Genomic DNA, 23,949 nt, shown 5'->3' on the forward strand with positions numbered 1-23,949 from the left:
TATCAGTATTGATGGTCAATTTTATTGCCATCAATTACTACAGCATCGCCATCCAGGGTTTGCAATTTCTTGCGACCAAGGATGGCGATCTTATCTGTTAGCCTCGATATAAATCGTCTAGACGTTTTTTATCTTTGTCTTCCGGCGTGATGTTCGCTGGTGGCGCTTGCAGTTGCGGTTCTGTGTTCGGAGCAGTATTGAACATTCGTTCCCAGAAACTCTTCTGCTCATCGATATCCAGCGATTTGACCGAATCGCCATTGACGTATTCGTCATACATCCAATCGCCATCAACCTGCGTCACGCCCGGTGGAACGATGGGAGCCAACTCAGGCTTGCCGCGCAAAGCGGTACGCATGTAGTCGATCCAGATAGGTAAAGCGAGCGTGCCACCGAATTCGCGCGTGCCGAGTGAACGTGGTTTGTCGTAACCCATCCATGCGACTGCGACGATGTCGCGACCATAGCCGGCAAACCAGCCATCCATTGCGTTATCAGTGGTACCAGTTTTACCTGCCAGATCACTGCGACCCAACTTCTGGCTCGCCATATAACCGGTGCCGGAACGTACGACATCACGCAACATCGAATCAGTGAGGAAGGCATTGCGCGGATCGATTGCGCGTGCGGCTTCATCCCCGGCTTGCGGATGCTCTGCTTCCATCAAGACCTTGCCGCGTGCATCGACGACTTTCTGGATCAGATAAGGCGTGACCTTGAAGCCACCATTGGCAAATACCGAATAAGCGCCTGCCATGCCCAGCGGTGTAACCGAGCCGGTACCGAGCGTTAAGGTCAGATTGGACGGTTGCTTGTCTGGATCAAAGCCAAAGTGCTCCAAATGCTCTTTGGCATACGCTGGCGTGATTTTGCGCAGGATGCGGATAGAGACCAGATTCTTCGATCTCTTCAAACCGGTACGCATGGTGACAGGGCCATCGTATTTACCGTTATCGTTACCCGGATTCCAGGCCTTGCTGCCCTGCTCCGAATCGCTGTCTTCAGCCAAAGGCGCATCGTTGATCATGGTGCCAGGCGAGAAGCCTTTTTCCAGCGCAGCGGAATAGACGAAAGGTTTGATCGTGGAGCCAGGTTGACGCCATGCTTGCGTGACGTGATCGAACTGGTTCATCGCAAAATCGAAGCCACCGACCAATGCGCGTATCGAACCATCCTGCCCATTCACAGCAACAAAAGCAGCGGCGACTTCCGGCAATTGCGAGATGGACCATTTTTTCCTGGAATCTTGCACCACGCGGATGACTGCACCCGGCTTCAATTTTTTCTGCGCAGTTGCCTTGTCGGACAAATAAGCTACGGCAAAGCGCAAACCGTCGCCGGTGATTTCTATGCTTTCACCAGAGAGCAATTCTGCACGTACCGATTTGGCGGAAGCGTCTGTCACAACGGCAGCGCGTAGATCGTCACTATCGGGATATTTGACCAGCGTGTCGTCGATTGCTTGCTGGCGATCTTCTGCATCGGTCGGCAAATCGATCACCGCTTCCGGGCCGCGATAGCCGTGACGTTTATCGTAGTCGAGCACGCCGCGTCGCACAGCATCGTAGGCTGCATCCTGATCGGCCTTGGTCAGCGTGGTGTAGACGCTAAAGCCGCTGGTATAAATCTCGTCTTTATATTGTGCGTACATGAACTGACGCACGGTTTCTGCCGCATGTTCTGCATGCGTGCGGAAGCGATTGCCGTCTGGCAGCACATTGAGCTTTTCAGCCGCGGCCTGTTTGTACTGCGCATCGGTGATGAACTTCAGCTCGTGCATGCGCTTGAGGATGTATTGCTGACGCTCGGTTGCACGCTTGATGTTAACAACCGGATTGGCGCTGGCAGGTGCCTTCGGTATGCCAGCCAGCATCGCCGATTCTGCAATCGTCAGATCCTGTATAGGCTTGCCGAAGTAAATCCGTGAAGCACTACCGAAGCCGTAAGCGCGTTGCCCCAGATAGATCTGATTCATGTACAGCTCAAGAATCTGGTCTTTGGTCAGGTTCTGCTCAATGCGATATGCAAGGATGACTTCCTGCAATTTACGGCTGTAAGTCTTTTTTCGTGTGAGCAGGAAGGTACGTGCGACCTGCATCGTAATGGTCGATGCGCCTTGCGAGCGGCTGCGAACCATATTGGCCAAACCGGCGCGAACCACGCCGAGGATATCGACACCGCCATGCTCGTAGAAGTTATTGTCTTCAATCGCGATAATCGCGTTCTTCATGCTGGCCGGAATATTCGCAACCGAGACGAAGTCACGGCGCTCTTCGCCGAACTCACCGATCAATACGTTATCCGCGGTATAGACACGCAGAGGAATCTTGGGCTTGTAATCAGTCAGCGCATCAATGGACGGCAGATTCGGCACGATAAACAGCAGCGTGTAAGCGACACCCAGGATGGCTACGAAGATGGAAGCGATGAAGGCAGCGATGGCCGCTTGCCGGAGCTTGATATTGGTAGGTCGTTCAGACCAGGCAACTATGTGTGATGAAATGTACGAGAAAAACCGCAACGCGATCCCCTATGAAGTCTTGTGCGTCGCAACTTTAGCAGGCATTGAGCTTTTGAGTTGAAACCAATTGTTATCTTGCTATAAATGCATTTCTTTTATGCATGTTCGTTTTGACGGTTTTTTGATCTCTGCAACATAGGGGAAATACCTCTGAAATCGGCAGAAACCGTGCTTCTTTTCAGAAACACGAACTATTGCCTTATAGAAGGAAATCGGTGAGCGACATGCAGTTCATGTATGTCGATCACCGATTTACGGCTTACCTTCTACCAATCTCACTACCTATAATGCCGCCAACCGCAGCGCCACCGACAGTACCCAGCGTGCTGCCGCCGGTCAGAATCGCACCGCCGACCGCGCCTATACCGGCACCAACAGTCATGTTCTTATCGCGTCTGGTCATACCGCCACAACCAGCGACACTCAGCAATACCGCTGTAATCATTGCTGTACACGCAACTTTTTGCATCATTTTCATTACAAATACCTCTCTTGGTTAATAGCTGGATACCTGCCACTGACCGTAAAGAGAGTAGAAAAATTCCCGACAATTTGTACTAAATACAAATCATTGCCTGTGTTCAACAAGTCGACTGCTGGCTGCAACGACCTGTACTTGACTTGCTCCACCACCAGAATTTCTGCAGAACATCAACTTTCGCTGTATCTCAATAAACATAGCGAGATATAATCTTCCTCCATCACTGCTTTCGAATTGGCGTCATGAACACCACACACTATCTGCCGACACCTACAGATCAAACGATCATGGAATCACATCGCGAAGCGTATAAAGGCTGGAAGATATTGGTCGAAATTTCTGGAAGCTCTCGCTTTGATGATGGTGCTTGCGTTTATGCGCCCCGCATCGTCGCGACGGAGCAGCTTTCCATCGGCTTCAGAGAACTGCAGGTGCCGACTGAACGCTGCTTTCCGACGGCCAAACTATGTTTGCAAGGCGGCATAGCCATCGCGCGGGATTTTATTGATCGCAGAGCATAAGCGACTGCATATTTAACTAGCTATATTTAGAAAGGAAAATGGAAGGCATGAGTGCAAATTATTGGCGTAACCGTTGGATCGGTGCTTTGATACACAATGGTATTAAACGTAGCGATGCTGAAGAAGCTTTTGCAAAGACATATAGCAAGCAGTCCGCAGATCATTCGAAAAGCCCTGAAATTCAGGCGCTCATGACGCTCGGCATAGGCAACGATCAATCCGACGCACGTACATCTAAATCTGTATCGCAGCATTAAGCTGCAACCCGCGCCTGCAGAACAGTCCAATTTATTGAGTTGTACTTATCCTTAGCCCAAGGATTTACTCAATAAATGGACCTGCTTCGATGCCGCTCAGCACTGCCTGCTTTATAAGTTGAGACTGATGACAGGTATGTATTTCATCATACCGATCATCGATCTAGGCAGTAGCCAATTACACTCGCAAATATCGCTTTGACGCTCTATTTCTGAGCATCTTTTGCGGCATCTTGAATTTTGTCGCCAGCTTTTTCAATTTGCTGACCGGCTTTATTCATTGTCTGGTCAACTTCTTTCCCAGCTTTCTCTGCAGGGCCTTCTTTTTGGCATGCGGATAAAGTCAAAGCCAACATTCCGATCGCCAATACGGCAACTGCACTGCGTTTATATTTGATCATTCCATCTCCTTAAAATCGATTATCGAATTTTTACCGATTACCCTTGCCAACTTCGTTACCGATAACGCCACCAACAGCAGCACCACCAACTGTGCCCAGTGCACTACCACCGGTAAGAACTGCACCACCGACGGCACCAACACCGGCACCAACGGCCATATTCTTGTCGCGTCTGGACATGCCTTCACAACCAACTGCACTCAACAACACTGCAGCAGCCATGACAGCGAACACACATTTTTGTATCGTTTTCATTGAAAGACCTCTTTTTACACAACTGATTACAAGGAAATACCTGCAACTGTCATTAAAGATAGTCCGAAAAATTTGTCTCGTCCGTGCGATGACGCACGTAAGCCATAGAAACATTTACATTCAGAATGAATTAATGCGGAGCACGCAGATTGATGTTTCTTCGAACCACGCTATTGGCATGAAGAAAGCGTCAGAACCGTTAAATAAGTATGTGCACTCAAATGACCGACAAGCATCATTTAAAAGTTGTATTTGTGATGATTCAGATGGCGTTCCGACTGGCTACAAACGGCCAGAAGCAATCTCTCAGAGCTGTAAAAAAAGCGACCATGAGGTCGCCTTTTTCATTTCACGTCGAATTAATCAGAACGCCCGAATCGATGCAGTGTGCTTCAGATAATCCGAACGATCTTCCGCATCGTAGCGGAAACTAATTTCTGCACCGTTTGCCATCATGGGAAGTTCAAGTCCAAACCAAGCTTTGTGGCAAGGACGAAGGTGACGAGCACCAGGGCCACGAGCGATAGCACAAAGACTACGGCCACCTTGCTGCCGGCGCGTAGCACCGCGCGCGTCTCCTTCGCCCTATCCTTCTCCTTCGTCCCTTGATCGTAATGCCACTTGATGGCGAAGAACATGCCCGTGCCGAGCACGAGAGCCTTGAACGTAACGAAGGTTATAAGGGTCCAATCCATGATTTTGAGTATTTCCAGGCTATTACTTGACACTATCTATCGTGAGGAGCACGAGCTCAAAACGCTGCATGACATCTCAATCGAAGTCACTTTATTCTAGATTAAGCAAACAGCAATCAACATTGGACATAAAGCCCTAGGACATAATGTCCTTATAGCCTTATTAGACCTTCTACCTCGCGAATTTGGGGTGCCAGGCCCAATCTCAGACTCGCCACGAATTCCTCCAAGCCTAGAGGGCATTGCGTTGCAAACAACTAAAAATGACTCAAAGCGAGATGAATAGCGCCTCTCCCATTCTTTAAAGATTTCCGGCAATCAGCCGTTATATCAATAACAAGCATTACAAATTTCCTGACCCACGAGACGCCGTTGATTCCTCGTGGCTTACACTTTTTAATCCATTCAGATGATATTGCTGCCATGGTGACATTACCTACCGTGGGATCAACAGGCCTTCCCGCCTCGCCATCCTCAAGCAAGAACGTTGTGTCGCCCGGTACGACTTCGACCAGCTCTATCACGCCACAATCAGTAACTTCCGTCACACTTGGCCAAACAGGCATGACGGCAGTTGATCAGATGTATTCCCCGAGCGGCTCGCTTCTGTCCGTGTTGAAGCCTATACAGATATGGGAGCGCGTTTCTAATGATGCATTGAGCACGCTGATGGCGACGAATTTTGCCTCGCGCTCGTCATCGTTTGGATTCAAGGATCTTGGCGCTGCGTTGTTGGAACGGTTCAAGAACGGCACCGAAGATAGCGATAATTTCTCGCAATCGATTATTCAATTCGCACCGGACAGCGAACCTAGCGAAATCCTTGAAACCATTACGCGCTCGCAACTGCACACGCGGGCCGACAATCAGGTTTCTCTGAAAATCCAGACTGTAGGTGGCGCGCAAGTCGAGTTGACGCTAGGCTCACAAAAGAATGGTATGGCGGTGCAGGTACAAGTAACCGGCGGTACCCTCACCGAGTCCGATCGCAATGCATTGGCCAAGCTGTCAGGTTCATTTCAGGATGCCATCGATGGACTTGCGAGTGATCCGCCACGGCTTAATCTCACTGGACTGATGCAGTTCGATCCGACCGTGCTGTCATCGGTGAGTCTGCATACGAGCTTGACAACGGCTAAGGGCGAAAATCAAATCCTTGATTTCCAGGCCGACAGCAAGCAGCGCAGCGTCAGTACGAGTGGCCCCATCGGCAGCATGAAGGTCAATGTCGATCTGACTAATCCGACCATCATCGGCAACGCCAAGCAACAGGCAAAAGCCGTCGACAATTATTTGAAACAATTTGATGCTGCGCAAAAACGTGGTCATGGCGATGTTGCGTTGATGACCATATTTAAGGATGCGTTTGTCGGACTCAACAGCAACTACCCTGCACTAACGGCACAGCAGCGTGCGGAAGCAGTTGCAACGCCGTCGATACAATTCAGCCAGCTCGATCGTAGCGTACTGACCGGACTTGCTGATTTCTCTGCATCGGTCACGCAAAATTCAGAATTAAACAATCCGTATCGTCCAGGCGAACGGGATGCCTTTGCCTATCAGTTGTCGCAAGACAGCAGCATCAAGGGACGAAATCAGTTGGACCGTTCGATCACGCAAAAGCAGGAATCGAATCTGACGGCCAGCTATCACGAACCGCTGACAGCTAATCAGAAATTGGAGCTGTCAACTGAACTCAAGTCACAGAACTACTACTATCACCAGATAAAGGATGAGGCCAGTAGCGTTGCCAGCATAGGCTATGAAAAGGGAGTGCCGATCAACGCAACACTTATTCAGTCGGCCAGCCAATCTGCACAGCTGCAAAAATACGTGATGGGCAAGCTCAGCGAAGACAAAACAACCTCACGCCAGGCATCACATACAGAAGATTTTCTGGAGCTATTCAAAGCTAGCACTCAAGGCAAGGACGCTAAAGCCTGGCTGGATAGCTACCTTGGACAACAGGCGCTATTAACGATCAACGATCAGGTGTTCTTGCAGCCGGATCCAACGAAATTAGAAGAGCAATCAAAGGAAAAAGACTTAGCGCTTCTCGTGTCTTGACGAAGAGACGCTCACTGCTACCCGGCTTGTAAGCAATCGGTCTACTATTGAGCAAATGCGATCATCATATTGATCAGCGCACTATAGGCAGACACAAGAGGAGCCAAGATATGCATACCATAGCGACCGTTGCGACAGGACTTGTGGCTGCACTACACGTCTATATCTTGTATTTGGAAATGTTTTTGTGGGACACACCCAAAGGCAGAAAAGCTTTTGGCCTGACAAAAGAGTTTTCAGCCGCCTCGAAAGTCCTGGCGGCCAATCAAGGCCTGTACAACGGCTTTCTGGCTGCGGGCCTCATCTGGGGCATCTGCCTTGGTCCAGCGGGTGACTCAGTCAAAGTCTTCTTCCTGGCTTGCGTTGTTGTAGCGGGCATCTTCGGCGCAATTACATCAAGCAAAAAGATACTGTTTGTTCAGGCGCTGCCTGGAGCAATCGCCTTAGCATTGGTGCTCTTGGCTGGATCTCAGGTGTAAGTCGAGCGATTGAATTGATCGAGCTTGGCCTTATCGATTTGGTGCAAGAGCGGCGCGCGTCATGGTCAATTCACAAGCGCGAATCGCATGTCCGTTTGCAATCATGTTGCCCTTGCCGGAATAAGTCGGTGCGTCAGGCTGAAAATCACCGCTGATTCTGAATTGCCATTTCTTATCCGGAGTCTTGGTTAAATATCCCTCTCCAAGCAAGACCAGCATGTTCTCGGCGATCTGGCCGGACAACGTTTCCGCTACCTGTGGCAACTGCCGATGGACATTCACCGAGCTGCCTTTGACTTCCATGACAAATTTTGCTTTATATGCACTGCGTGCAATGTTGTCGTGACGTGCGTCGCATGCCATCAGACCATTCCACTTCTCAGCGTTATCATCGACCAGCGCTTGCTTGCTTTGCGCTTTTGCCAAGAAGTCATTTTGATTCGCGATTGAAATTGCGACGTCTTTTTCTCCGGCAAGCTGCTTGGCCAATAGCTTCGCCATCAATGCCTGATAATTGAGCAAAACACTATAGGACTCTCTATATTCAGTCTTGAGTGATTCAAAACCATCAAAGCCCACCACTTCTTCACCATTTTTTTGCGGAGCGGGAATTCGAACTGGCATGGAGAACAATACAGTTTTGTTCTTGGCATCAATCAACTTGGCAGTGAGTGATATCTGTGGCTTGAAGGTGGTAGAGAATGCTGCCGACATATAGCCGAATACAGTGTATTTCACATGCAAGACTGCATCGGCAGGAATATCATTTTTTCCAAAATCGAACTCACCCTGAGCATTCGGTATCGCCAGCTTTGGATCGTCGATAAAAATAACTTCATAGCCCTTCGACTCCATCTGTGCTTTTAATTCATTCCGGAGTTTTGCCGCGAAGTCATACGAATTTTTAGCAAACAGTTCGTTGTACTCTGTTTGCTTTTCGCCTATCAGCGTACCGTCAGCCGCTTGTCCCATTGCTGCAGTTGTCCCTGCGACCAATGCCGCACCAAGCACGCCCAATCCAGGTATAGAGCTCGCTATCACCCCCGCTCCAGATGCGCTGATTACTTTTATCTGCTTAGGCTGCTCGATCGTGAGTATCGCTATTTTCTTTATTGCTTTTCGATGATCGTCGTCCAATGCGACCGATGCTGGAGCATGCGCACACGCACTTAATATCAAGGTGATGAGCATAGAACTAACAATGAGAGGGAATCGACCGCAAATAGATTTGTAGATCATCATGTTATTTATTGTTGTTAGTTCATAGGCTGAAGGTGGCACAAGCCATTTCAGTTTTTTCTAGTAACGATGCTCATCCCTGCGCGATAACTTGGCACACCTAAAACATCAAACGGCTTTATCACCAAAGACATAACCGGAAACCACAACTTCCATCACTTTGTCTTCGAAAATCTTGCGCCCCAAATCATCACCCGCCGCTCCAGCTGCGACCATCAGTGGCAGCAAGTGATCGGGATATGGTTGGGTCAACTTGGCATCAGGCGCCTCCGCCCATGCTGTTAACAAGGCATCGCGCTCTTCTGCCGGTGCGGAAATGCTGTCACTCAGCCACGTATCAAACCGTTTGGATGCTTCCGTAAATGTCGGACTGAAACCACGCATATTATGAAAGCTCATGCCGCTGCCAACGATCAGTACGCCTTCATCACGCAATGCCTGCAAGGCAGCGCCAGCACGCAGATGCTCTGCTGGATCGAGATCGGTTTTCATCGAGAGTTGCACTATCGGGATATCGGCATCCGGATAGATCAGCTTGAATGGGATGAAGACGCCGTGATCAAAACCGCGTTTTGCATCCGTCTTGACGGGAATATCTACCGCACCCAGCAGATCGACTATGCGCTTCGCCAATGCTGGCGCACCCGGTGCCGGATACGTCAGTTCATAAGTGTGCGGAGGAAAACCGTAATAGTCATAGATCAGCGGCGGATGCGCGCCTGTCATGACGGTGAATTCATCTTCCATCCAATGGCCGGAGATGACGAGTACCGCCTTCGGCTTTTCACCGACGAAGGTATGCATATTCCGCAGAAAATCTGCCATGCCATCCCACATGTGTGGATCACCTGGCCAGTCCATGAAAAAACAGGGGCCGCCGCCGTGCGGAATGAAGAAAGTGGGAACACGAGTAGAGTTGGCCATGATGCTATCCATTAGCGTTTGAATTTTTCAAAACACTATTGTGCTGCCGCTACAAAATTCTTGCTTGCGAACAGCACAGTGGTTTTTTTGACATCACTGCACCGCTTGCAAGCCACGTTTACTCGGTTTCGTTTTCCGGCAATTTGAGCTGTCCGGTGTGATAGTCGTACTCATAGACTTCACCATAACGGCCCCACTCGACGACAACTTCCAACACGCGCTTGGCTTCTTCTTCTTTCAAGAATTCTTCCAGTGAATCGAGGAAGCCTTTTTCTGACAATGAACCTGCCGGTTCCTGCTCCAGACTATTGCGGATATGCGCGGCCAAAGGCACGTGCGTCAGCAACTGCTGGCCGAAGATTTCTTTTCTGCGTATGTGCGCTGCTTGCGCATAGCTATGTCCCAGCGCGGTCAGCGTGATATCGCCCTTCTCTACCTGCGCCAATCCCAGTAGGCCGAGTGCTTCGTAAGTCGGGAACAATTCTTCGTCCGGCAACTTTGCTTCTTCCGTCAATTCCGGCAAGTCGGCACGGCCGTTGAATGGCGGCGCGGCCAATAGATCGAGCACACCTTCGATATGCGCGACGTCGGTTTCCGGCAAACGATAGCTGAGGTTTGCATGCAGTGCAGCACCGGTCGTTGCTTCTTGCGGCGTGCGCATCGTCATCAATGCGTACACTTCATCGATCAAGGCTCTGACTTCAGGTGAATCGACATTGCGTGGTCGCGGCAGATTGATCTTGATCTCGCTGCGTATGCGTCCAGGGCTGCTGGACAGAACGAGGATGCGATCCGACATCATGACTGCTTCTTCAATATTGTGAGAAACGATCAAAATGCCTTTGGTTGGAATGCGCTTCTCTTCCCACATTTCCAAAATGTCGTCGCGCAGCGTTTCGCCAGTCAGCACATCCAATGCAGAAAATGCCTCATCCATCAGCAAAACATCCGGCCCGGTGACCAAGCCGCGTGCGATACCGACACGCTGCTTCATCCCGCCTGACAATTCACGTGGCAATGCGCCGCCGAAACCGGCCAGACCAATCAGATCAAGCATGGCATCTGCGCGCTTCTCGCGTTCATCTGGTGGTACGCCTTGCGCTTCCAGACCCAGCTCCACGTTTTGCTGCACGGTCAACCACGGGAATAGCGCGAAGGACTGGAACACCATCGCGATACCGGCAACCGGGCCGTAAATTTCCTGACCACGATACTTTGCACTGCCTTCATCCGCAGGAATCAAGCCCGCCATGATGCGCAACAAGGTGGATTTACCCGAACCGGATTTGCCTAACAAAGCGACGATCTCGCCTTCTGCCAATGCAAAATCCACTTTCTCCAACACGCTGCAAGGTGTGCCGTCTGCAGTCTGGAAAGATTTATCCACACCGGTCAATTCAATCAATACATTTTGGCTCATGACGGCCCTCTCAATGACTACGGTCTTCTGCCAGCAAATACAGTTTGCGCCAGAAAAATCTGTTTAATAACATGACAAATATGCACATCACGCCGATGCCGAGCGCAATGCGATGGAAGTCGCCGGCATCAGTCATTTGCTTGATGTAACTCCCTAATCCTTCGGCGACCAGTGTCGTTTTGCCCCAAGTCACATACTCGGCAACGATGCTGGCATTCCACGAGCCACCACTAGCCGTAATTGCGCCCGTCACATAACTAGGGAATACGGCTGGCAGATAGACACGTTTCCATTTCAGCCAGCCCTTCAAACCTAGATTGTCAGAAGCCAGACGCAACTCATTTGGTATCGTCGAAGCACCGGCTACCACGTTGAACAGGATGTACCACTGCGTACCGAACACCATCAAAGGACTGAGCCAGATATTGGGGTTGAGTTGCATCGTCAGCAGCACATACACGACCAACGGAAACATCAAGTTAACCGGGAACGCAGCCAGAAATTGCGCAACACCTTGCACACGTTGCGAATACTTAGGATGCAAGCCGATCCAGACTGCAATCGGCACCCAGATCAACGATGCCAAGGCAATCAGCACCAACACGCGCGTCAACGTAATCAAGCCCAGCCACACAACATGGACAACTTCCGGCCAACCGACATCACTATGTACGAAGGTAATCAGTCGATAGATCGCCAGCGCGGTAGCAAGCAAAATCACTACGCTCCATGCACGCGACCATAAAGGATGGATAACACGCGCACTGGCTTGCGGTGCTGTACCGTCGTAGCGCACGCTGAACCAGCCCAAGGTGCTGCGCAACATCGTCCAGACACGATCCGTGAATGCGCGCATCCAGCGGCTGCGGCGTCCCCAATTCAATAACCACGAACGCTGTTCGGTCTCACCTTGCGATTCTTCAAAACGGAATTTATCCGCCCATGCCAACAGTGGCCGGAAGAACAATTGGTCATACAAGACGATCCCGGCAAGCATGGCTCCAATAGCCCAACCGATCGCATGCAGATCCTTGGCCTCGATCGCGACTGCGATATAAGCGCCGATGCCAGGCAGCTTGATATCTTGCCCTGCGACCGAGATCGCCTCTGCCGCCACCAGGAAGAACCAGCCGCCAGACATGGACATCATCATGTTCCACAACAAGCCCGGCATCGCGTAAGGCAATTCCAGTCGCCAGAAACGCTGCCAACCGGATTGACGGAACACGCGCGAAGCCTCGCTCAGTTCAGCCGGCACAGTCCGTATCGATTGATACAGGCTGAAAGCCATATTCCACGCCTGTGAAGAAAAAATCGCAAAAATCGCCGCGCACTCAACGCCCAGCAGGTTACCCGGGAAGAATGCAATGAACGGCGCAATCGCAATCGCCTGAAAGCCAAGAATCGGCACCGATTGCAGGATATCCAGCATCGGTATCATGACCTTTTCGGCAGCGCGATATTTGGCCGCAATTGCAGCGAAGATAAAGCTGAATAGCAACGCAAAAGCCAGCGCGATGAACATACGCAAAATCGTGCGCAGCAAGTAATAAGGAAGATTGGAAGGATCAAGCGAGATCGGCGTTACTTCGCCGACCACAAATGGCCTGGTCATCTGCATCGCGCCAAAGCCCACCGCAACAAACACGGCCAGCACCAGTGGTAACAATGCCCAATCCCAGCGATTTGGAGAAATCGCAAGCAAGGACTGATCTGCCCGACGTGGGGCAAACAACTCAAACATGGTGACACCTTGTATTCATGATTATCCAGTCTGAGCACACCGGGAAAAGGTATAGGACCTTTACCGGCAAGAATACGCATGCTGATCCGAGTGTGTGAAGACGCGATTAAGCGGCGTCAACAGTCAGACCATGCTTGCGAGTCATCAGCAAGATACAACGCACTCAAGCTCGTACAGGTGGACACGAGATCACACCGCAAGAGCGATATATGCAATCAATTTAAAAACTAAGGGAGTAGAAAAAGAACAATCGAGGACCGATTGCCTTAAAGCCACTACCCGCCATTGCGGCAAGGTAGCGATGAGAAATCGTGGGCTACCTTGCCAGCATACTATCGGTATGAGAACTACAACTGGAACTGCCCATTCAAAAACCCCATCGGAAAATAATCGACGCACTTTACCACTCGCTTCCCCATCTTGCAATGAGCGCCGTCATTTCGGCGCACCTTGAAAAAGGCAATTCCGGCGACAGCGTTTACAATGACGCCTCTGATCGCAAAAATGGAACGAGGAAAATGCCGTTTGTCGTCACTGAAGCATGTATTCAATGTAAATATACCGATTGCGTTGTGGTTTGCCCGATGGATTGTTTTTTTGAAGGCCCCAACTTCCTTGCGATCAATCCGGATGAATGCATCGATTGTTCCGTATGCGTACCGGAATGCCCCGTCAATGCCATCGTTAACGCGGCTGAAATCTCGCCCGAACAACAGCATTTCGTCGCATTGAATCGTGAGTTATCCATGCGCCCTGACTGGAAACGCATCAGCCAGGCCAAGACGCCTATGCCTGAACATGAAAAATGGGCGCAGCGTAAGGATAAGTTGCCCTTGTTACAGATTGATGACAAGATCACATGAGTCGCCTCAGTCTTCAAGACTGAGCCTCTCACCGTTAAACCAGTCACCGCACCCATACCGCATCGCGGTTCGACTAAGCAAAGAATATGAGCCAGCCTTCCTCCTCTACCGTTGATGCAGCATTGAACGTCAACGCCTTGCGCGCCAGTTGCTCCACTTGCAGCATGCATCAGTTGTGTCTGCCTATGGGCCTGGGCGAAAACGATATGGAGCGCCTGGATCAAATCATCGGCCGCCGGCGCAAAGTGTCACGCGATGAATATCTGTATCGCATGGGTGATCCCTTTGTTAACTTGTATGCGGTGCGCGTTGGTCACTTCAAAACCTGCCAGATCAACGCTGGTGGCGAACAGCAGATTACCGGTTTCCAGATGACCGGCGAATTGCTCGGCATGGATGCCATCAGTACCGACCTCCATCACTGTGATGCGATTGCGTTGGAAGATAGTGAAGTCTGCGAAATCCCATTTCCACGACTGGAAGAGTTGTTCAGCACCATGCCAACACTGCTGCGTCACTTCCATCGCATGATGAGCCAGGAAATCACGCGTGAGCAAAGCGTCATGCTGCTGCTCGGCAACATGCGCGCAGAACAACGCTTTGCGGCCTTTTTGCTGAATCTGGCTTCGCGTTATATGGCACGCGGCTACTCCTCGACCAACTTCCAGTTGCGCATGTCGCGTGAAGATATAGGCAACTATCTCGGCTTGACGATAGAAAGCATCAGCCGCTTGCTCTCCAAGTTCAAGAAAGAAGGCTTGCTGAAAGTGAGCAATCGCGAGATAGAACTGCTGGCTCCCGCTATTTTGAAAGAAATGGCTGCCGGTAATGCCAGCTGCCGTTAAATCCAGGTATTGATTTTATTCAAGGCGCCCCGACCTTGAGCACACGTTCTTACATATCAATTTGAATAAGAAATTGGAGTAACGAAGCTAACGCCATTCATGCGTTGGCTATTCAGTGATCGCATGCACGATGCACTCGCGCGTTTAACGTTGGGCTTACCGAAGAGGATGAAATGAATATATTGATATTCGGTGCGACTGGTATGGTTGGCCAAGGCGTATTGCGCGAATGCCTGCTCGATCCAGATGTCACACTGGTAAAAACCATAGGTCGCAGCAGCACTGGCCAGCAGCATTCCAAATTGCGTGAAATCGTACACTCTGATTTGCTTGATTACGCGGCCATCGAAGATGAGTTGCGCGATATCGATGCCTGCTTTTTCTGTCTCGGCATTTCATCCGTTGGCATGACGGAGGCCGACTACACTCGCATCAGTTACGACATGACGCTGGCGGCAGCCACAACATTGGCCAGACTCAATCCGAATATGACATTCATCTATGTATCCGGTGCCAGTACCGATAGCTCGGAACAGGGATCCGTAATGTGGGCACGCGTAAAGGGAAAAACCGAGAATGCCTTGCTGCGTCTGCCCTTCAACGCTTATATGTTCCGTCCCGGTGTGATACAGCCATTACACGGCATAAAATCAAAAACCAGGTCTTATCGTCTGCTTTACGCCTTATCAGCACCACTATTCCCGATTCTTCGCGCCATATTCCCCACGCAGATCACCACTACCGAAGCCTTGGGCAAGGCCATGCTGGCTGTCGCCAGGCATGGCGCTGATAAACATGTACTGGAAAGCAAGGATATCGCTACGCTGCGATAATGCGTATCTGCAGTATTTCTGCATACTAAAAAACTGACAGTCACTCGCAAGCTACGCGAGTTGGCATCATCCATCTATTACGGAGGCAGTTTGCAATCGATTATTTCCGTCAAGGGCCTGACCAAGCAATATGCGTCAGGCTTTCAGGCGCTCAAAGGCATCGATCTCGATATCCGTCGCGGCGAAATTTTCGCCCTGCTCGGACCGAACGGTGCGGGCAAAACCACATTGATCAGCATCATCTGTGGCATCGTCAATCCGAGTGAAGGTACTGTACTGGCCGATGGTCACAATATCGTGACCGACTATCGCGCTGCACGTACCAAGATCGGGCTGGTACCACAAGAGCTATCGACCGACGCATTTGAAACGGTATGGGCCACAGTCAATTTCAGTCGCGGCATATTCGGCAAGCCGAAAGATCATGCGTACGTCGAAAAAATCTTGCGCTCTCTTTCGCTGTGGGAAAAGAAGGATTCCAAGATCTTTGCCTTGTCCGGCGGTATGAAACGACGCGTGATGATCGCCAAGGCACTCTCGCACGAGCCACAGATACTCTTCCTCGATGAACCGACTGCCGGCGTCGATGTGGAACTGCGTCGCGATATGTGGGAAATGGTGCGCGGCCTGCGTGAGAGCGGCGTGACTATCATCTTGACTACACACTATATTGAAGAAGCCGAAGAGATGGCCGACCGTATCGGCGTCATTCGCAAAGGCGAACTGATTTTGGTCGAAGACAAGGCAGCCTTGATGGCCAAGCTGGGCAAGAAGCAATTACGCCTGCATTTGCAACATCCTTTGCAAATCATCCCTGCCGAGCTTTCTCATTTACAACTCGAACTTTCAACAGATGGTAACGAGCTGACCTATACCTTCGATGCCCAAAGCGAGCAAACCGGCATCGCCGAACTCTTGAAAAAACTGAGTGAACACAATATCGACTTCAAGGATTTGCAATCGAGTCAAAGCTCACTGGAAGAGATTTTTGTCAGCCTAGTGCACAGCAAAGATTGAGAAGATAACTATGAACATATACGCAATCCGCGCTATTTATAAATTCGAACTGGCGCGTACCTGGCGCACACTGATGCAAAGCATTGCATCGCCGGTTATTTCCACCTCGCTCTACTTCGTCGTGTTTGGTGCAGCCATCGGTTCACGCATGGTCGAGGTCAACGGTGTCAGCTATGGCGCCTTCATCGTGCCCGGCTTGATCATGATGGCGTTGATGACAGAGAGTATTTCGAATGCGTCCTTCGGCATCTTCATGCCGAAATACGCCGGCACGATCTACGAGATACTCTCCGCACCGGTGTCTTATGTGGAAATCGTGATCGGCTATGTAGGTGCAGCCGCGACCAAATCCATTATTCTCGGCGTCTTGATACTGGCAACGGCACGGCTCTTCGTCACGTTTGAAATTGCACATCCGTTGTGGATGCTGACTTTTCTGATTCTGACGGCAGTCACCTTCAGCCTGTTTGGTTTCATCATCGGCATCTGGGCGACTGGCTTCGAGAAGCTGCAAATCATTCCTATGCTGATCGTGACTCCACTGGCTTTCCTTGGTGGCAGCTTTTATTCGATCAGCATGTTGCCAGCAGTATGGCAAAAGATCGCACTGGCAAATCCAGTCGTGTATCTGATCAGCGGCTTCCGCTGGAGCTTTTATGGCGTCTCTGACGTCAGCGTTCTCGTCAGTATCGTCATGACCTTGGTCTTCCTGAGCGCATGTCTGGTCGCCGTCTGGTACATCTTCAAGACTGGATATCGACTGAAAACCTAGATAGGCGTCTAGCAGACAGTTTATTGACGTTAATCAAAATATGAAGCAAGCTGCTGCCGTATGCTGCTAGTCTTGCTGAAGACGCATGTGCTTATTAATTTTTTGACAGGGATATGATGAATAAAATCACACTGGCTTTTTTGACCTTGCTTCCGATCAGCGCTTTTGCACAACAGGTTGATCTCTGTCTGTCCAAAGGGTCGCCGCAGGAAATGAATAGCTGCGCAAAAGAAGAATACAAAAAGGCGCACGACAAGCTGGATGTCACCTACAAAGCCTTGCTGAAACAAATCCCAAATCAGGATCAGGAAGGCATTCCTTACGTAGCGACTAAAAAGCAATTACGCGTCGCGCAAAAGGAATGGACTGCTTTTGTTGAACAAGATTGCAAGACCATCAGCATCTATAACAAAGGCAGCATCATGAAGGACATTGAGTTCTTCAGCTGCATGCGTTTGCATACGGAACAGCGCACGTCCGATCTGGAGCGCTTCCTCAGCCGTCGAAGCAAAGCCAAATCCTAAGCACTGCATAAGTACGAATTTGAACGAATTAACGTTCGTTCAAATTCGCGCGCATGCTGCCATACGGATCGTCGATGATGTAACGCCACGATCCATCTTCCTGCTTGCGCAATACCTCTAGCGTATCAACGCTGGCATGCACCAACTTCCCTTCCGCATCTTTCCACGACAGATTCGCCTTCATGCGATTGGTCGCAAGCGTACCGTCGCCACTGATTGTGGACTTGATGAAATCGATAGCGAACGTGGGTTTCAAGGCGATCAACGATGCATTGTTTTGACGGATCGCATCCAGTCCTGTCATCGTCCTGCCTGATTTTGAAAACAGAACCGCAGTTGGCTCATACAAAGCGACCGATATTTCTATATCGCCTGATTCCAGCGCGGCAACCAGAATGCGACTGCAATCGTCCGGTAGTCGTGCACGCTCGCTCAGTTGTATCTCGATGTCTTTACTAGCCATGATCGCTCTCGGAATAATTGTCTTCAGACATCTGAAGGAAGACTGAATGTCTATCCGAATCAATTTTGCCACGAATGATGGCGATAGACGCTATTCGAATCAAGCGTTACGTGTCAGCGGCAAGTTCGCAAGTACATAGAAGATTAGTTTTTCGGTGCTTACAGCCAACGTCTCACTGGCGCTGTTGACGACGCATTCTGCCTGTTCCGGCGCTTCATACGGCGCGCTGATGCCGGTGAATTCCTGTATCTGCCCTGCTCGTGCTTCCTTGTAGAGACCTTTGGGATCGCGCGTTTCGCAAGTAGCAAGATCAGCTGCGACATGAATTTCATGGAAAGTCTGACGACAACACGCACGGGCACGCGCACGATCTGCGCGATATGGTGAGATGAAAGCTGCGATACAAATCAGACCCGCATCAGCAAACAAGGAAGCAACTTCACCCACACGCCGGATATTTTCCGTTCTACCTTCGTGACTAAAGCCAAGGTTGGCATTCAAGCCTCTGCGTACATTGTCGCCATCAAGCACATAACAGGAATAACCGAGCTTGGTCAGCGCATGTTCAAGATTCATAGCCAGACTGGACTTGCCTGCGCCAGACAAGCCGGTCAGCCATAGCACCGCACCTGCATGACCGTAATGCGCCTGGCGGTCTGCTGCGGTAAGCGTATGCGCGACTGTCGTGAGTTTATTCACTGTGTTCTATTTTCAATGCTGCCAATAATGGCGCAAGGTGAGCGGCATTTCTTTTCCAGCGCCCCTTTGATGTTTTATAGATAGGTTGGCGCACTTGATTAACGCTGGCAGTACGAACCACACGACGGGTTTTGTGAAAGTCTAGACATGCTTCATCCCACGGCATGCCGACAAAATCAATCAAGCGCTTGGCCTCACCTTCCAGATCATCTACTACTGCTTCGTAATCCACTTCTATGAATCTATCGTCTGGCAGCACCTGACGCCAGTGATCCATCAGCGCTTGATACGCAAGATGGAATTGCCCCAATTCCGTCTGGTCGTAACTGAACAACTGTTCACCCGTGAAGTGTTTGCTGTAGCACGACAGACAAGTATCAACTGGATCACGTCGGCAATGGATAATGCGTGCACCCGGCAAGATCAGCGGGATCAAACCGGCATAAAAGAAATTGGACGGCATCTTGTCGACCAGACGCTTTTTGCCGTTTGCCAGCTGTGTAATGTGCGCCAGATAATCGTGGCCGATCTGCGCCAAAACATCTGATGACGGATTCGCGACGCTTTCCGGAAAAGTACCTGCTTTCTCAATCGCCAAACGCAAAGCACTCAACTCGCCCGCACCATGTATATGCGGATGTGAAGCAAGTATTTGCTCGACCAAAGTCGTACCAGAACGTGGCATGCCGATAATAAATACTGGCAATTCAGATGACACATCTACGCCAGTGTGCTGAGCCAGCAAATCTGCATTAAAGGTAGCCGCAATGCGCTCCATCCATAGCTTTGTGACGGCAGCGTCGTAATTGAACGTGGACCGCTTCAAACGATTGCCTGCATCCAGATGATAAAAGGCTCGCGCCGAATTGCGCGTATCGAGATATGCCTTGCCGAGCGCAAAATGCACAGCCATACGATCCATCAGGGACAGACTATCGGCTTGTACTAACGACGCTTCCATCGTTGCAATATCCGGGTCGTTGGATAGATATATTTTGGTATCGTTGCGATTGGTCATGACGCGTATTGAGCCTGGGAACGCGAGCAAGGTCTGATCGAAAGCAGCAATCGCATCTTCCACACGACCGCTTTCCATGAACAGCGAAGCACGACTAACCAATGCCTCTTCCTTAACCGAACCCGGCAACACCGCAGCCTGATCAAATGCTGCCAGTGCTTCCTCATGTAGACCCAATGCCTGCAATACCAGTCCCAATGTGTTGTGCGCATTAGCGTTATCGGGAGCCAGCGCCAATGCTTGCCGTGCACAGATCAGCGCATCCTCATTGCGCTCCATCTTTTTCAAAAGCTGTGCGCGCGCCGTTAATGCGGCTACGTGCTGCGGTGCGAATGCGATCAAGGCATCCAGCGAGCGAAATGCCTCGGCATGACGCAAACGTGTAGTTTCCACATCAGCCAGATTCAGATAGGCATCGACCAGTTGCGGGTTGATCTCTATCGCTTGGCGTGCGGCAGCAGCAGCCTGATCGAACTGTCCCTGACTATTCAGTAAAAAAGCCATATTGCTATGTGCTTCAGCATAGTTAGGCTTGAGCTCCAGTGCTTTTTTATAGTGCTCTTCGGCGCGTTCCAGACGGTTTAAGCGTCGATAGGTATTTGCCAGATTGTTGTGTGCGGTGGCTTCGTCCGGTGTCAGATTGACGACGCGCTGCAAGCATTCGAGACTGGCATCTAGCTTGCCGCTTTCCTGCAGAATGATACCCAGGTTATTCCATGCATCGACCAGATTAGGATTGAGTTTGATCGCCTGTTGTGCGGCCTGCTCCGCTTCTGCCAGCAGACCTTTTTGACGACAAATTTCGGCAAAGTTGCTGAAATAAACCGCCGGAGCAGTTTGTGCCGTGCAAGCCTGACGCAGATGGCTAACAGCCATATCCAGATGACCGTAGGCATGTGCAATCAGTCCCAGCAAATGCATGGCATCGGTCTGATAAGGCCATGCCAACAACACGTATTGGCATAGTTTTTCTGCCTCAGCAGCCTGCCCGTCATTCCAATGCGCATAGGCACGATTCAAGGCTTCTGGAATACTCAACTGCGAAGTATGAGGAAAGTTTTTCCCGAAGCCGGTCATCGAAGGCATCAAAATCTCCAGCGCGCGATCAGACTGCCCGTCTGAGAGGTATAAGCGCCGCCGGACTCCAGCGTGTAGTTGGTCGATAACGTCAAATTGTCATTGCGCAGCAGCGTCAGCCCCAAAGACAACACAGCAGTATCCGAAACTGGCTTTGCTCCTGTGGTCACGAAGGTCGTCGCACCAGAAGTATCGGCCGCGAAGTTGGCAACCGATTGCAAACGCGTGTCGCTGTATTCATGTCGCCAAACTAGTTGCACCGTCGGCTTCAGCAAACCGTATGAGGTTTTGTATGTGCGCTCCAGCTTGGCACCCAGATCACTTTTCAGCGAATGCGTATCCGTGCCATCGACACGCAAAGCCGCGCCGTTGCCACCGGTCTCCGTATAGCCATCCATGCGCAAGCTACTGTATGTGAGGCCCGCAAGCGGCGTGACGATCATATCGTTCACATTGAACGGATAACCCGCCTGTACCGCAGCGATGTACTGCATGCCCTTATAGCTGCTGTTGGCAATGCCATTGAAACCGGCAAAGTTAATCGCACGATGTGCATTTACATCGTTGCGCATCGCGCCAATAGACATGTTTAGATACCACGGCTTGCTTGTGTAACCGGCGTAAGCGGTCAAACCGTAGAAATCGACCTTGGCATAACTGCCAGTGTTATTGCCATCGTTAGATAGCGACGTGGTGGCATAACTAAACAGACCGCCAACGCGCCATTGATCGTTTAGCGCTGTGTCTACGCCGAGCAGCAAGCCGCTGTAGCTGGCGTGATAACCGGAGATGCCATCGCGTCCCTTGTCCGATGCGCGACCGCCAAAGGCTTGCCCCCAAGCCGCACTCTCGCTGCTGCCATCACCACTGGATAAACCACTGCCACCAGTTGGCGCGGATGCAGTGTTGTTCAAGTGATCGAATGCGATGGCGCTGACTTGGCGAGAAACCGTTGTAGATGAACCTGCAACGCCGGCAGCCATCGCCGACGGATCCAATTGCGAACCTGCACGATTGGCATCCTCTGGTGTATCAAGCGCCGCACCTGCATTAAACAAATTCATCAAGCCAGCATCAGTTCCGGTGTACTTGAACAAACCTTCTAGTGATGATCGTGCATTTGCATTGTTGGCTGGATTGATGACTTCACCGTCCAGCGTCAGTAGCAAACCAAGATTACTGCCATCGACAATAGTGCTGCCGGTGATATTTCCTCTGTAACCGTCTGCCTGATATTGCAATGTGCTTTCGTTGTAATTGCTACCGGCATTAGCAGCTTGAATAACCAGATAGCGCTGGCCGTTGGCGAATCGATAGCTGCCGTTCTTTTTCAAATCCACGCTTGAGCCGGCATCAATGACGGCAGCACCGGAAACAATCAGCCGCCCGTAACCGCTGTCGCTGATAGCGCCATTGGCAATCGCATTGCTGCCCACACCAATATTCAATGTTGCCGCCGCGCTTTGCTGGTAATTGCCAGTAATGTTGATCTGATTATTGAGTTGCAACACACCGGCCGAATTGATGACCTTATTGGTACCAACATTAATGTTGTCATTCAACAGCAGATTGCCCCCGCCAAATACCCAATTGGAGTGTGTATTGCTAATCAGACCGATGGCGCCATTGAGGCCGGTTAATGTACCGAAAACAGAACCCGTACCGCCGGAGATAGTTTGCGCTCGCGTTGAATTGTTGATGATGTTGCCGGCTATCGTTCCAGAATTGATGAGCGTCGTGATAGTCGCATTGCTGTCGATAACAATCGCATTGATCGCACTGATCATGCCGCTGTTATTCAAAGTCCCTATCGTTCCCTTTACATTATGGATGGCAGTGATGCCGTTCGTATAGGCACCACCATTCACACTGGTAACAGCAGTGCTTAGATCGGTGATGGTACCGGCATTGTTCAGTGTGGTGATGATGTTCTGGTTGATCAAGCCACCGCTGATCGTCCCATCGATACGATTATTCAGCGTCGTGATTTTCCCTCCATCATCGTTATATACACCAGCAACGCCACCATCGATCAAGCCGCTATTATTCAGTTCTGTGATGACCGCAGTACTCGATGCCCTATAGTTGTAGACGCCGTTGAATTGACCGTAAATGGTTCCGCCGCTATTGTTGTTGATGACATTAATCGTCCGATGATTATCGATACCATTACTATAGTAGCTGGTCGCACCCAGACTACTCGTCCCGCCACTAATAAGACCGCTATTGCTTATTGTTCCTATAGTGCGCGAGTTATAGATGGCTGCATTTAGGCTCCCGCCAGAAATGACAGCGCCGCTGTTATTGATCAGGGTATTGATGGTTCCTTCGTTATAGATGCCATTGAAGCCATTCGCGATGGTGCCTATTGTTCCACTGTTCGTCAGCGTTCTAACAAGGCTAGAACTGGAATAAATGCCGATACCATGCGTGCTGCCGTTAATGGAACCACTGCTGGTATTGTTTATTTCTTCTATCGCATTTCCATCGACATAGACACCGAACCAGCTTCCGCTGAGTTGCCCGCTATTGCTCAAGGTTCCAAGCGATGAGCCTCCGGCAATCACGCCTGTACTTCCGCCACTAATGGCAACGCCGGGATTAATCGCCAGATCACCGCCAGACCATGTGTACGTCCCCGAGATCGAACCCGTAATCGGCGCATCCGCTTGCGCTGACGGCGCTGCCATCATGGACAAGGCGGCCGTGACGGCAAGACTTAATGGTTTCAGTTTCCATACGCCGGCAAACGTACGATGTCGCGCACGTTTCTTATCTGGCAAAAATTGACTGGTGCAATCGCGGAGAATGATTTGACTCATATATAACCTTGC

General features: G+C 50.5%; 23 protein-coding genes. 10 read left to right on the top strand and 13 right to left on the bottom strand.

Annotated elements, in window-relative coordinates; translation table 11 throughout:
• Nucleotides 1-97 precede the first annotated feature (97 nt).
• Both BQ6873_RS03430 and BQ6873_RS03435 read right to left on the bottom strand, forming a co-directional pair.
• The gene (locus BQ6873_RS03430; protein WP_083664370.1) at nucleotides 98-2,521 is read right to left on the bottom strand and encodes a penicillin-binding protein 1A; all 2,424 of its coding nucleotides are present in this window, start codon (nucleotides 2,519-2,521) and stop codon (nucleotides 98-100) included.
• Between the two features lie 259 nt (nucleotides 2,522-2,780).
• Nucleotides 2,781-2,999 (bottom strand): glycine zipper 2TM domain-containing protein, encoded by a 219-nt coding sequence (locus tag BQ6873_RS03435; RefSeq protein ID WP_076591402.1) that lies wholly within the window; start codon nucleotides 2,997-2,999, stop codon nucleotides 2,781-2,783.
• A 245-nt stretch (nucleotides 3,000-3,244) separates the two neighbouring features.
• On the opposite strand from BQ6873_RS03435, the gene BQ6873_RS03440 reads away from it, so the two are divergent.
• Nucleotides 3,245-3,523: a hypothetical protein gene (locus tag BQ6873_RS03440; RefSeq protein ID WP_076591403.1), complete on the top strand. Its 279-nt coding sequence runs from the start codon at nucleotides 3,245-3,247 to the stop codon at nucleotides 3,521-3,523.
• Between the two features lie 47 nt (nucleotides 3,524-3,570).
• Nucleotides 3,571-3,780: a hypothetical protein gene (locus tag BQ6873_RS03445; protein WP_076591404.1), complete on the top strand. Its 210-nt coding sequence runs from the start codon at nucleotides 3,571-3,573 to the stop codon at nucleotides 3,778-3,780.
• Between the two features lie 206 nt (nucleotides 3,781-3,986).
• Here BQ6873_RS03445 and BQ6873_RS03450 read toward each other — a convergent pair whose 3' ends face one another.
• The 3 genes from BQ6873_RS03450 to BQ6873_RS03460 form a co-directional block, all read right to left on the bottom strand.
• Nucleotides 3,987-4,181, bottom strand: coding sequence for a hypothetical protein (locus tag BQ6873_RS03450; protein ID WP_076591405.1), 195 nt, complete (start codon nucleotides 4,179-4,181; stop codon nucleotides 3,987-3,989).
• A gap of 30 nt (nucleotides 4,182-4,211) precedes the next feature.
• A complete protein-coding gene (locus BQ6873_RS03455) occupies nucleotides 4,212-4,436 on the bottom strand; it encodes a glycine zipper 2TM domain-containing protein (protein WP_076591406.1) in 225 nt (74 codons plus the stop codon).
• Nucleotides 4,437-4,888: 452 nt separating this feature from the next.
• Entirely contained in the window at nucleotides 4,889-5,131 is a 243-nt protein-coding gene (locus BQ6873_RS03460; protein WP_076591407.1) for a hypothetical protein, read from the bottom strand.
• A 423-nt stretch (nucleotides 5,132-5,554) separates the two neighbouring features.
• Here BQ6873_RS03460 and BQ6873_RS03465 point away from each other — a divergent pair, with 423 nt between their 5' ends.
• A complete protein-coding gene (locus tag BQ6873_RS03465) occupies nucleotides 5,555-7,198 on the top strand; it encodes a hypothetical protein (RefSeq protein WP_076591408.1) in 1,644 nt (547 codons plus the stop codon).
• Nucleotides 7,199-7,308: 110 nt separating this feature from the next.
• The gene (locus BQ6873_RS03470; RefSeq protein WP_076591409.1) at nucleotides 7,309-7,677 is read left to right on the top strand and encodes a DUF1304 domain-containing protein; all 369 of its coding nucleotides are present in this window, start codon (nucleotides 7,309-7,311) and stop codon (nucleotides 7,675-7,677) included.
• Between the two features lie 30 nt (nucleotides 7,678-7,707).
• On the opposite strand, the gene BQ6873_RS03475 is transcribed toward BQ6873_RS03470, so the two are convergent.
• From BQ6873_RS03475 to BQ6873_RS03490, 4 genes are all read right to left on the bottom strand, one after another.
• Nucleotides 7,708-8,919: a hypothetical protein gene (locus BQ6873_RS03475; RefSeq protein WP_157889111.1), complete on the bottom strand. Its 1,212-nt coding sequence runs from the start codon at nucleotides 8,917-8,919 to the stop codon at nucleotides 7,708-7,710.
• Nucleotides 8,920-9,024: 105 nt separating this feature from the next.
• Complete coding sequence (locus BQ6873_RS03480; protein ID WP_076593915.1) at nucleotides 9,025-9,840, bottom strand: DODA-type extradiol aromatic ring-opening family dioxygenase; 816 nt, start codon at nucleotides 9,838-9,840, stop codon at nucleotides 9,025-9,027.
• Nucleotides 9,841-9,958: 118 nt separating this feature from the next.
• Nucleotides 9,959-11,260 carry an ABC transporter ATP-binding protein gene (locus BQ6873_RS03485; protein WP_076591411.1) on the bottom strand — a complete coding sequence of 434 codons (1,302 nt, stop codon included), beginning with the start codon at nucleotides 11,258-11,260 and terminating at the stop codon, nucleotides 9,959-9,961.
• Between the two features lie 10 nt (nucleotides 11,261-11,270).
• Nucleotides 11,271-13,004 (bottom strand): ABC transporter permease, encoded by a 1,734-nt coding sequence (locus tag BQ6873_RS03490; RefSeq protein ID WP_076591412.1) that lies wholly within the window; start codon nucleotides 13,002-13,004, stop codon nucleotides 11,271-11,273.
• A 518-nt stretch (nucleotides 13,005-13,522) separates the two neighbouring features.
• Between BQ6873_RS03490 and fdxA the strand changes: the two genes are divergently transcribed.
• The 6 genes from fdxA to BQ6873_RS03520 all read left to right on the top strand — a co-directional run bounded on the left by fdxA (nucleotide 13,523) and on the right by BQ6873_RS03520 (nucleotide 17,858).
• Nucleotides 13,523-13,867 carry a ferredoxin FdxA gene (gene fdxA / locus BQ6873_RS03495; RefSeq protein ID WP_076593916.1) on the top strand — a complete coding sequence of 115 codons (345 nt, stop codon included), beginning with the start codon at nucleotides 13,523-13,525 and terminating at the stop codon, nucleotides 13,865-13,867.
• Nucleotides 13,868-13,953: 86 nt separating this feature from the next.
• On the top strand, nucleotides 13,954-14,712 hold the full coding sequence (gene fnr / locus BQ6873_RS03500; RefSeq protein ID WP_076591413.1) for a fumarate/nitrate reduction transcriptional regulator Fnr: 759 nt from the start codon (nucleotides 13,954-13,956) through the stop codon (nucleotides 14,710-14,712).
• A gap of 173 nt (nucleotides 14,713-14,885) precedes the next feature.
• Complete coding sequence (locus BQ6873_RS03505) at nucleotides 14,886-15,545, top strand: NAD-dependent epimerase/dehydratase family protein (RefSeq protein ID WP_076591414.1); 660 nt, start codon at nucleotides 14,886-14,888, stop codon at nucleotides 15,543-15,545.
• 90 nt (nucleotides 15,546-15,635) lie between these two features.
• On the top strand, nucleotides 15,636-16,562 hold the full coding sequence (locus BQ6873_RS03510) for an ABC transporter ATP-binding protein (protein ID WP_076591415.1): 927 nt from the start codon (nucleotides 15,636-15,638) through the stop codon (nucleotides 16,560-16,562).
• Nucleotides 16,563-16,572: 10 nt separating this feature from the next.
• A complete protein-coding gene (locus tag BQ6873_RS03515; RefSeq protein ID WP_076591416.1) occupies nucleotides 16,573-17,334 on the top strand; it encodes an ABC transporter permease in 762 nt (253 codons plus the stop codon).
• A 116-nt stretch (nucleotides 17,335-17,450) separates the two neighbouring features.
• Complete coding sequence (locus BQ6873_RS03520) at nucleotides 17,451-17,858, top strand: lysozyme inhibitor LprI family protein (RefSeq protein ID WP_076593917.1); 408 nt, start codon at nucleotides 17,451-17,453, stop codon at nucleotides 17,856-17,858.
• A gap of 28 nt (nucleotides 17,859-17,886) precedes the next feature.
• Here BQ6873_RS03520 and BQ6873_RS03525 read toward each other — a convergent pair whose 3' ends face one another.
• From BQ6873_RS03525 to BQ6873_RS03540, 4 genes are all read right to left on the bottom strand, one after another.
• Nucleotides 17,887-18,321, bottom strand: coding sequence for a YybH family protein (locus tag BQ6873_RS03525; RefSeq protein WP_076591417.1), 435 nt, complete (start codon nucleotides 18,319-18,321; stop codon nucleotides 17,887-17,889).
• 99 nt (nucleotides 18,322-18,420) lie between these two features.
• Nucleotides 18,421-19,020: an adenylyl-sulfate kinase gene (gene cysC, locus BQ6873_RS03530; protein ID WP_076591418.1), complete on the bottom strand. Its 600-nt coding sequence runs from the start codon at nucleotides 19,018-19,020 to the stop codon at nucleotides 18,421-18,423.
• Nucleotides 19,013-21,124, bottom strand: a complete 2,112-nt coding sequence (locus BQ6873_RS03535; RefSeq protein ID WP_231949217.1) for a tetratricopeptide repeat-containing sulfotransferase family protein — start codon at nucleotides 21,122-21,124, stop codon at nucleotides 19,013-19,015. Before BQ6873_RS03535 ends, cysC begins: the two co-directional genes overlap by 8 nt.
• Nucleotides 21,124-23,937, bottom strand: a complete 2,814-nt coding sequence (locus BQ6873_RS03540; protein ID WP_231949221.1) for an autotransporter outer membrane beta-barrel domain-containing protein — start codon at nucleotides 23,935-23,937, stop codon at nucleotides 21,124-21,126. Before BQ6873_RS03540 ends, BQ6873_RS03535 begins: the two co-directional genes overlap by 1 nt.
• Between the last annotated feature and the right edge of the window lie 12 nt (nucleotides 23,938-23,949).

The organism is Herminiimonas arsenitoxidans (genome assembly GCF_900130075.1).
GTDB lineage: Bacteria > Pseudomonadota > Gammaproteobacteria > Burkholderiales > Burkholderiaceae_D > Oxalicibacterium > Oxalicibacterium arsenitoxidans.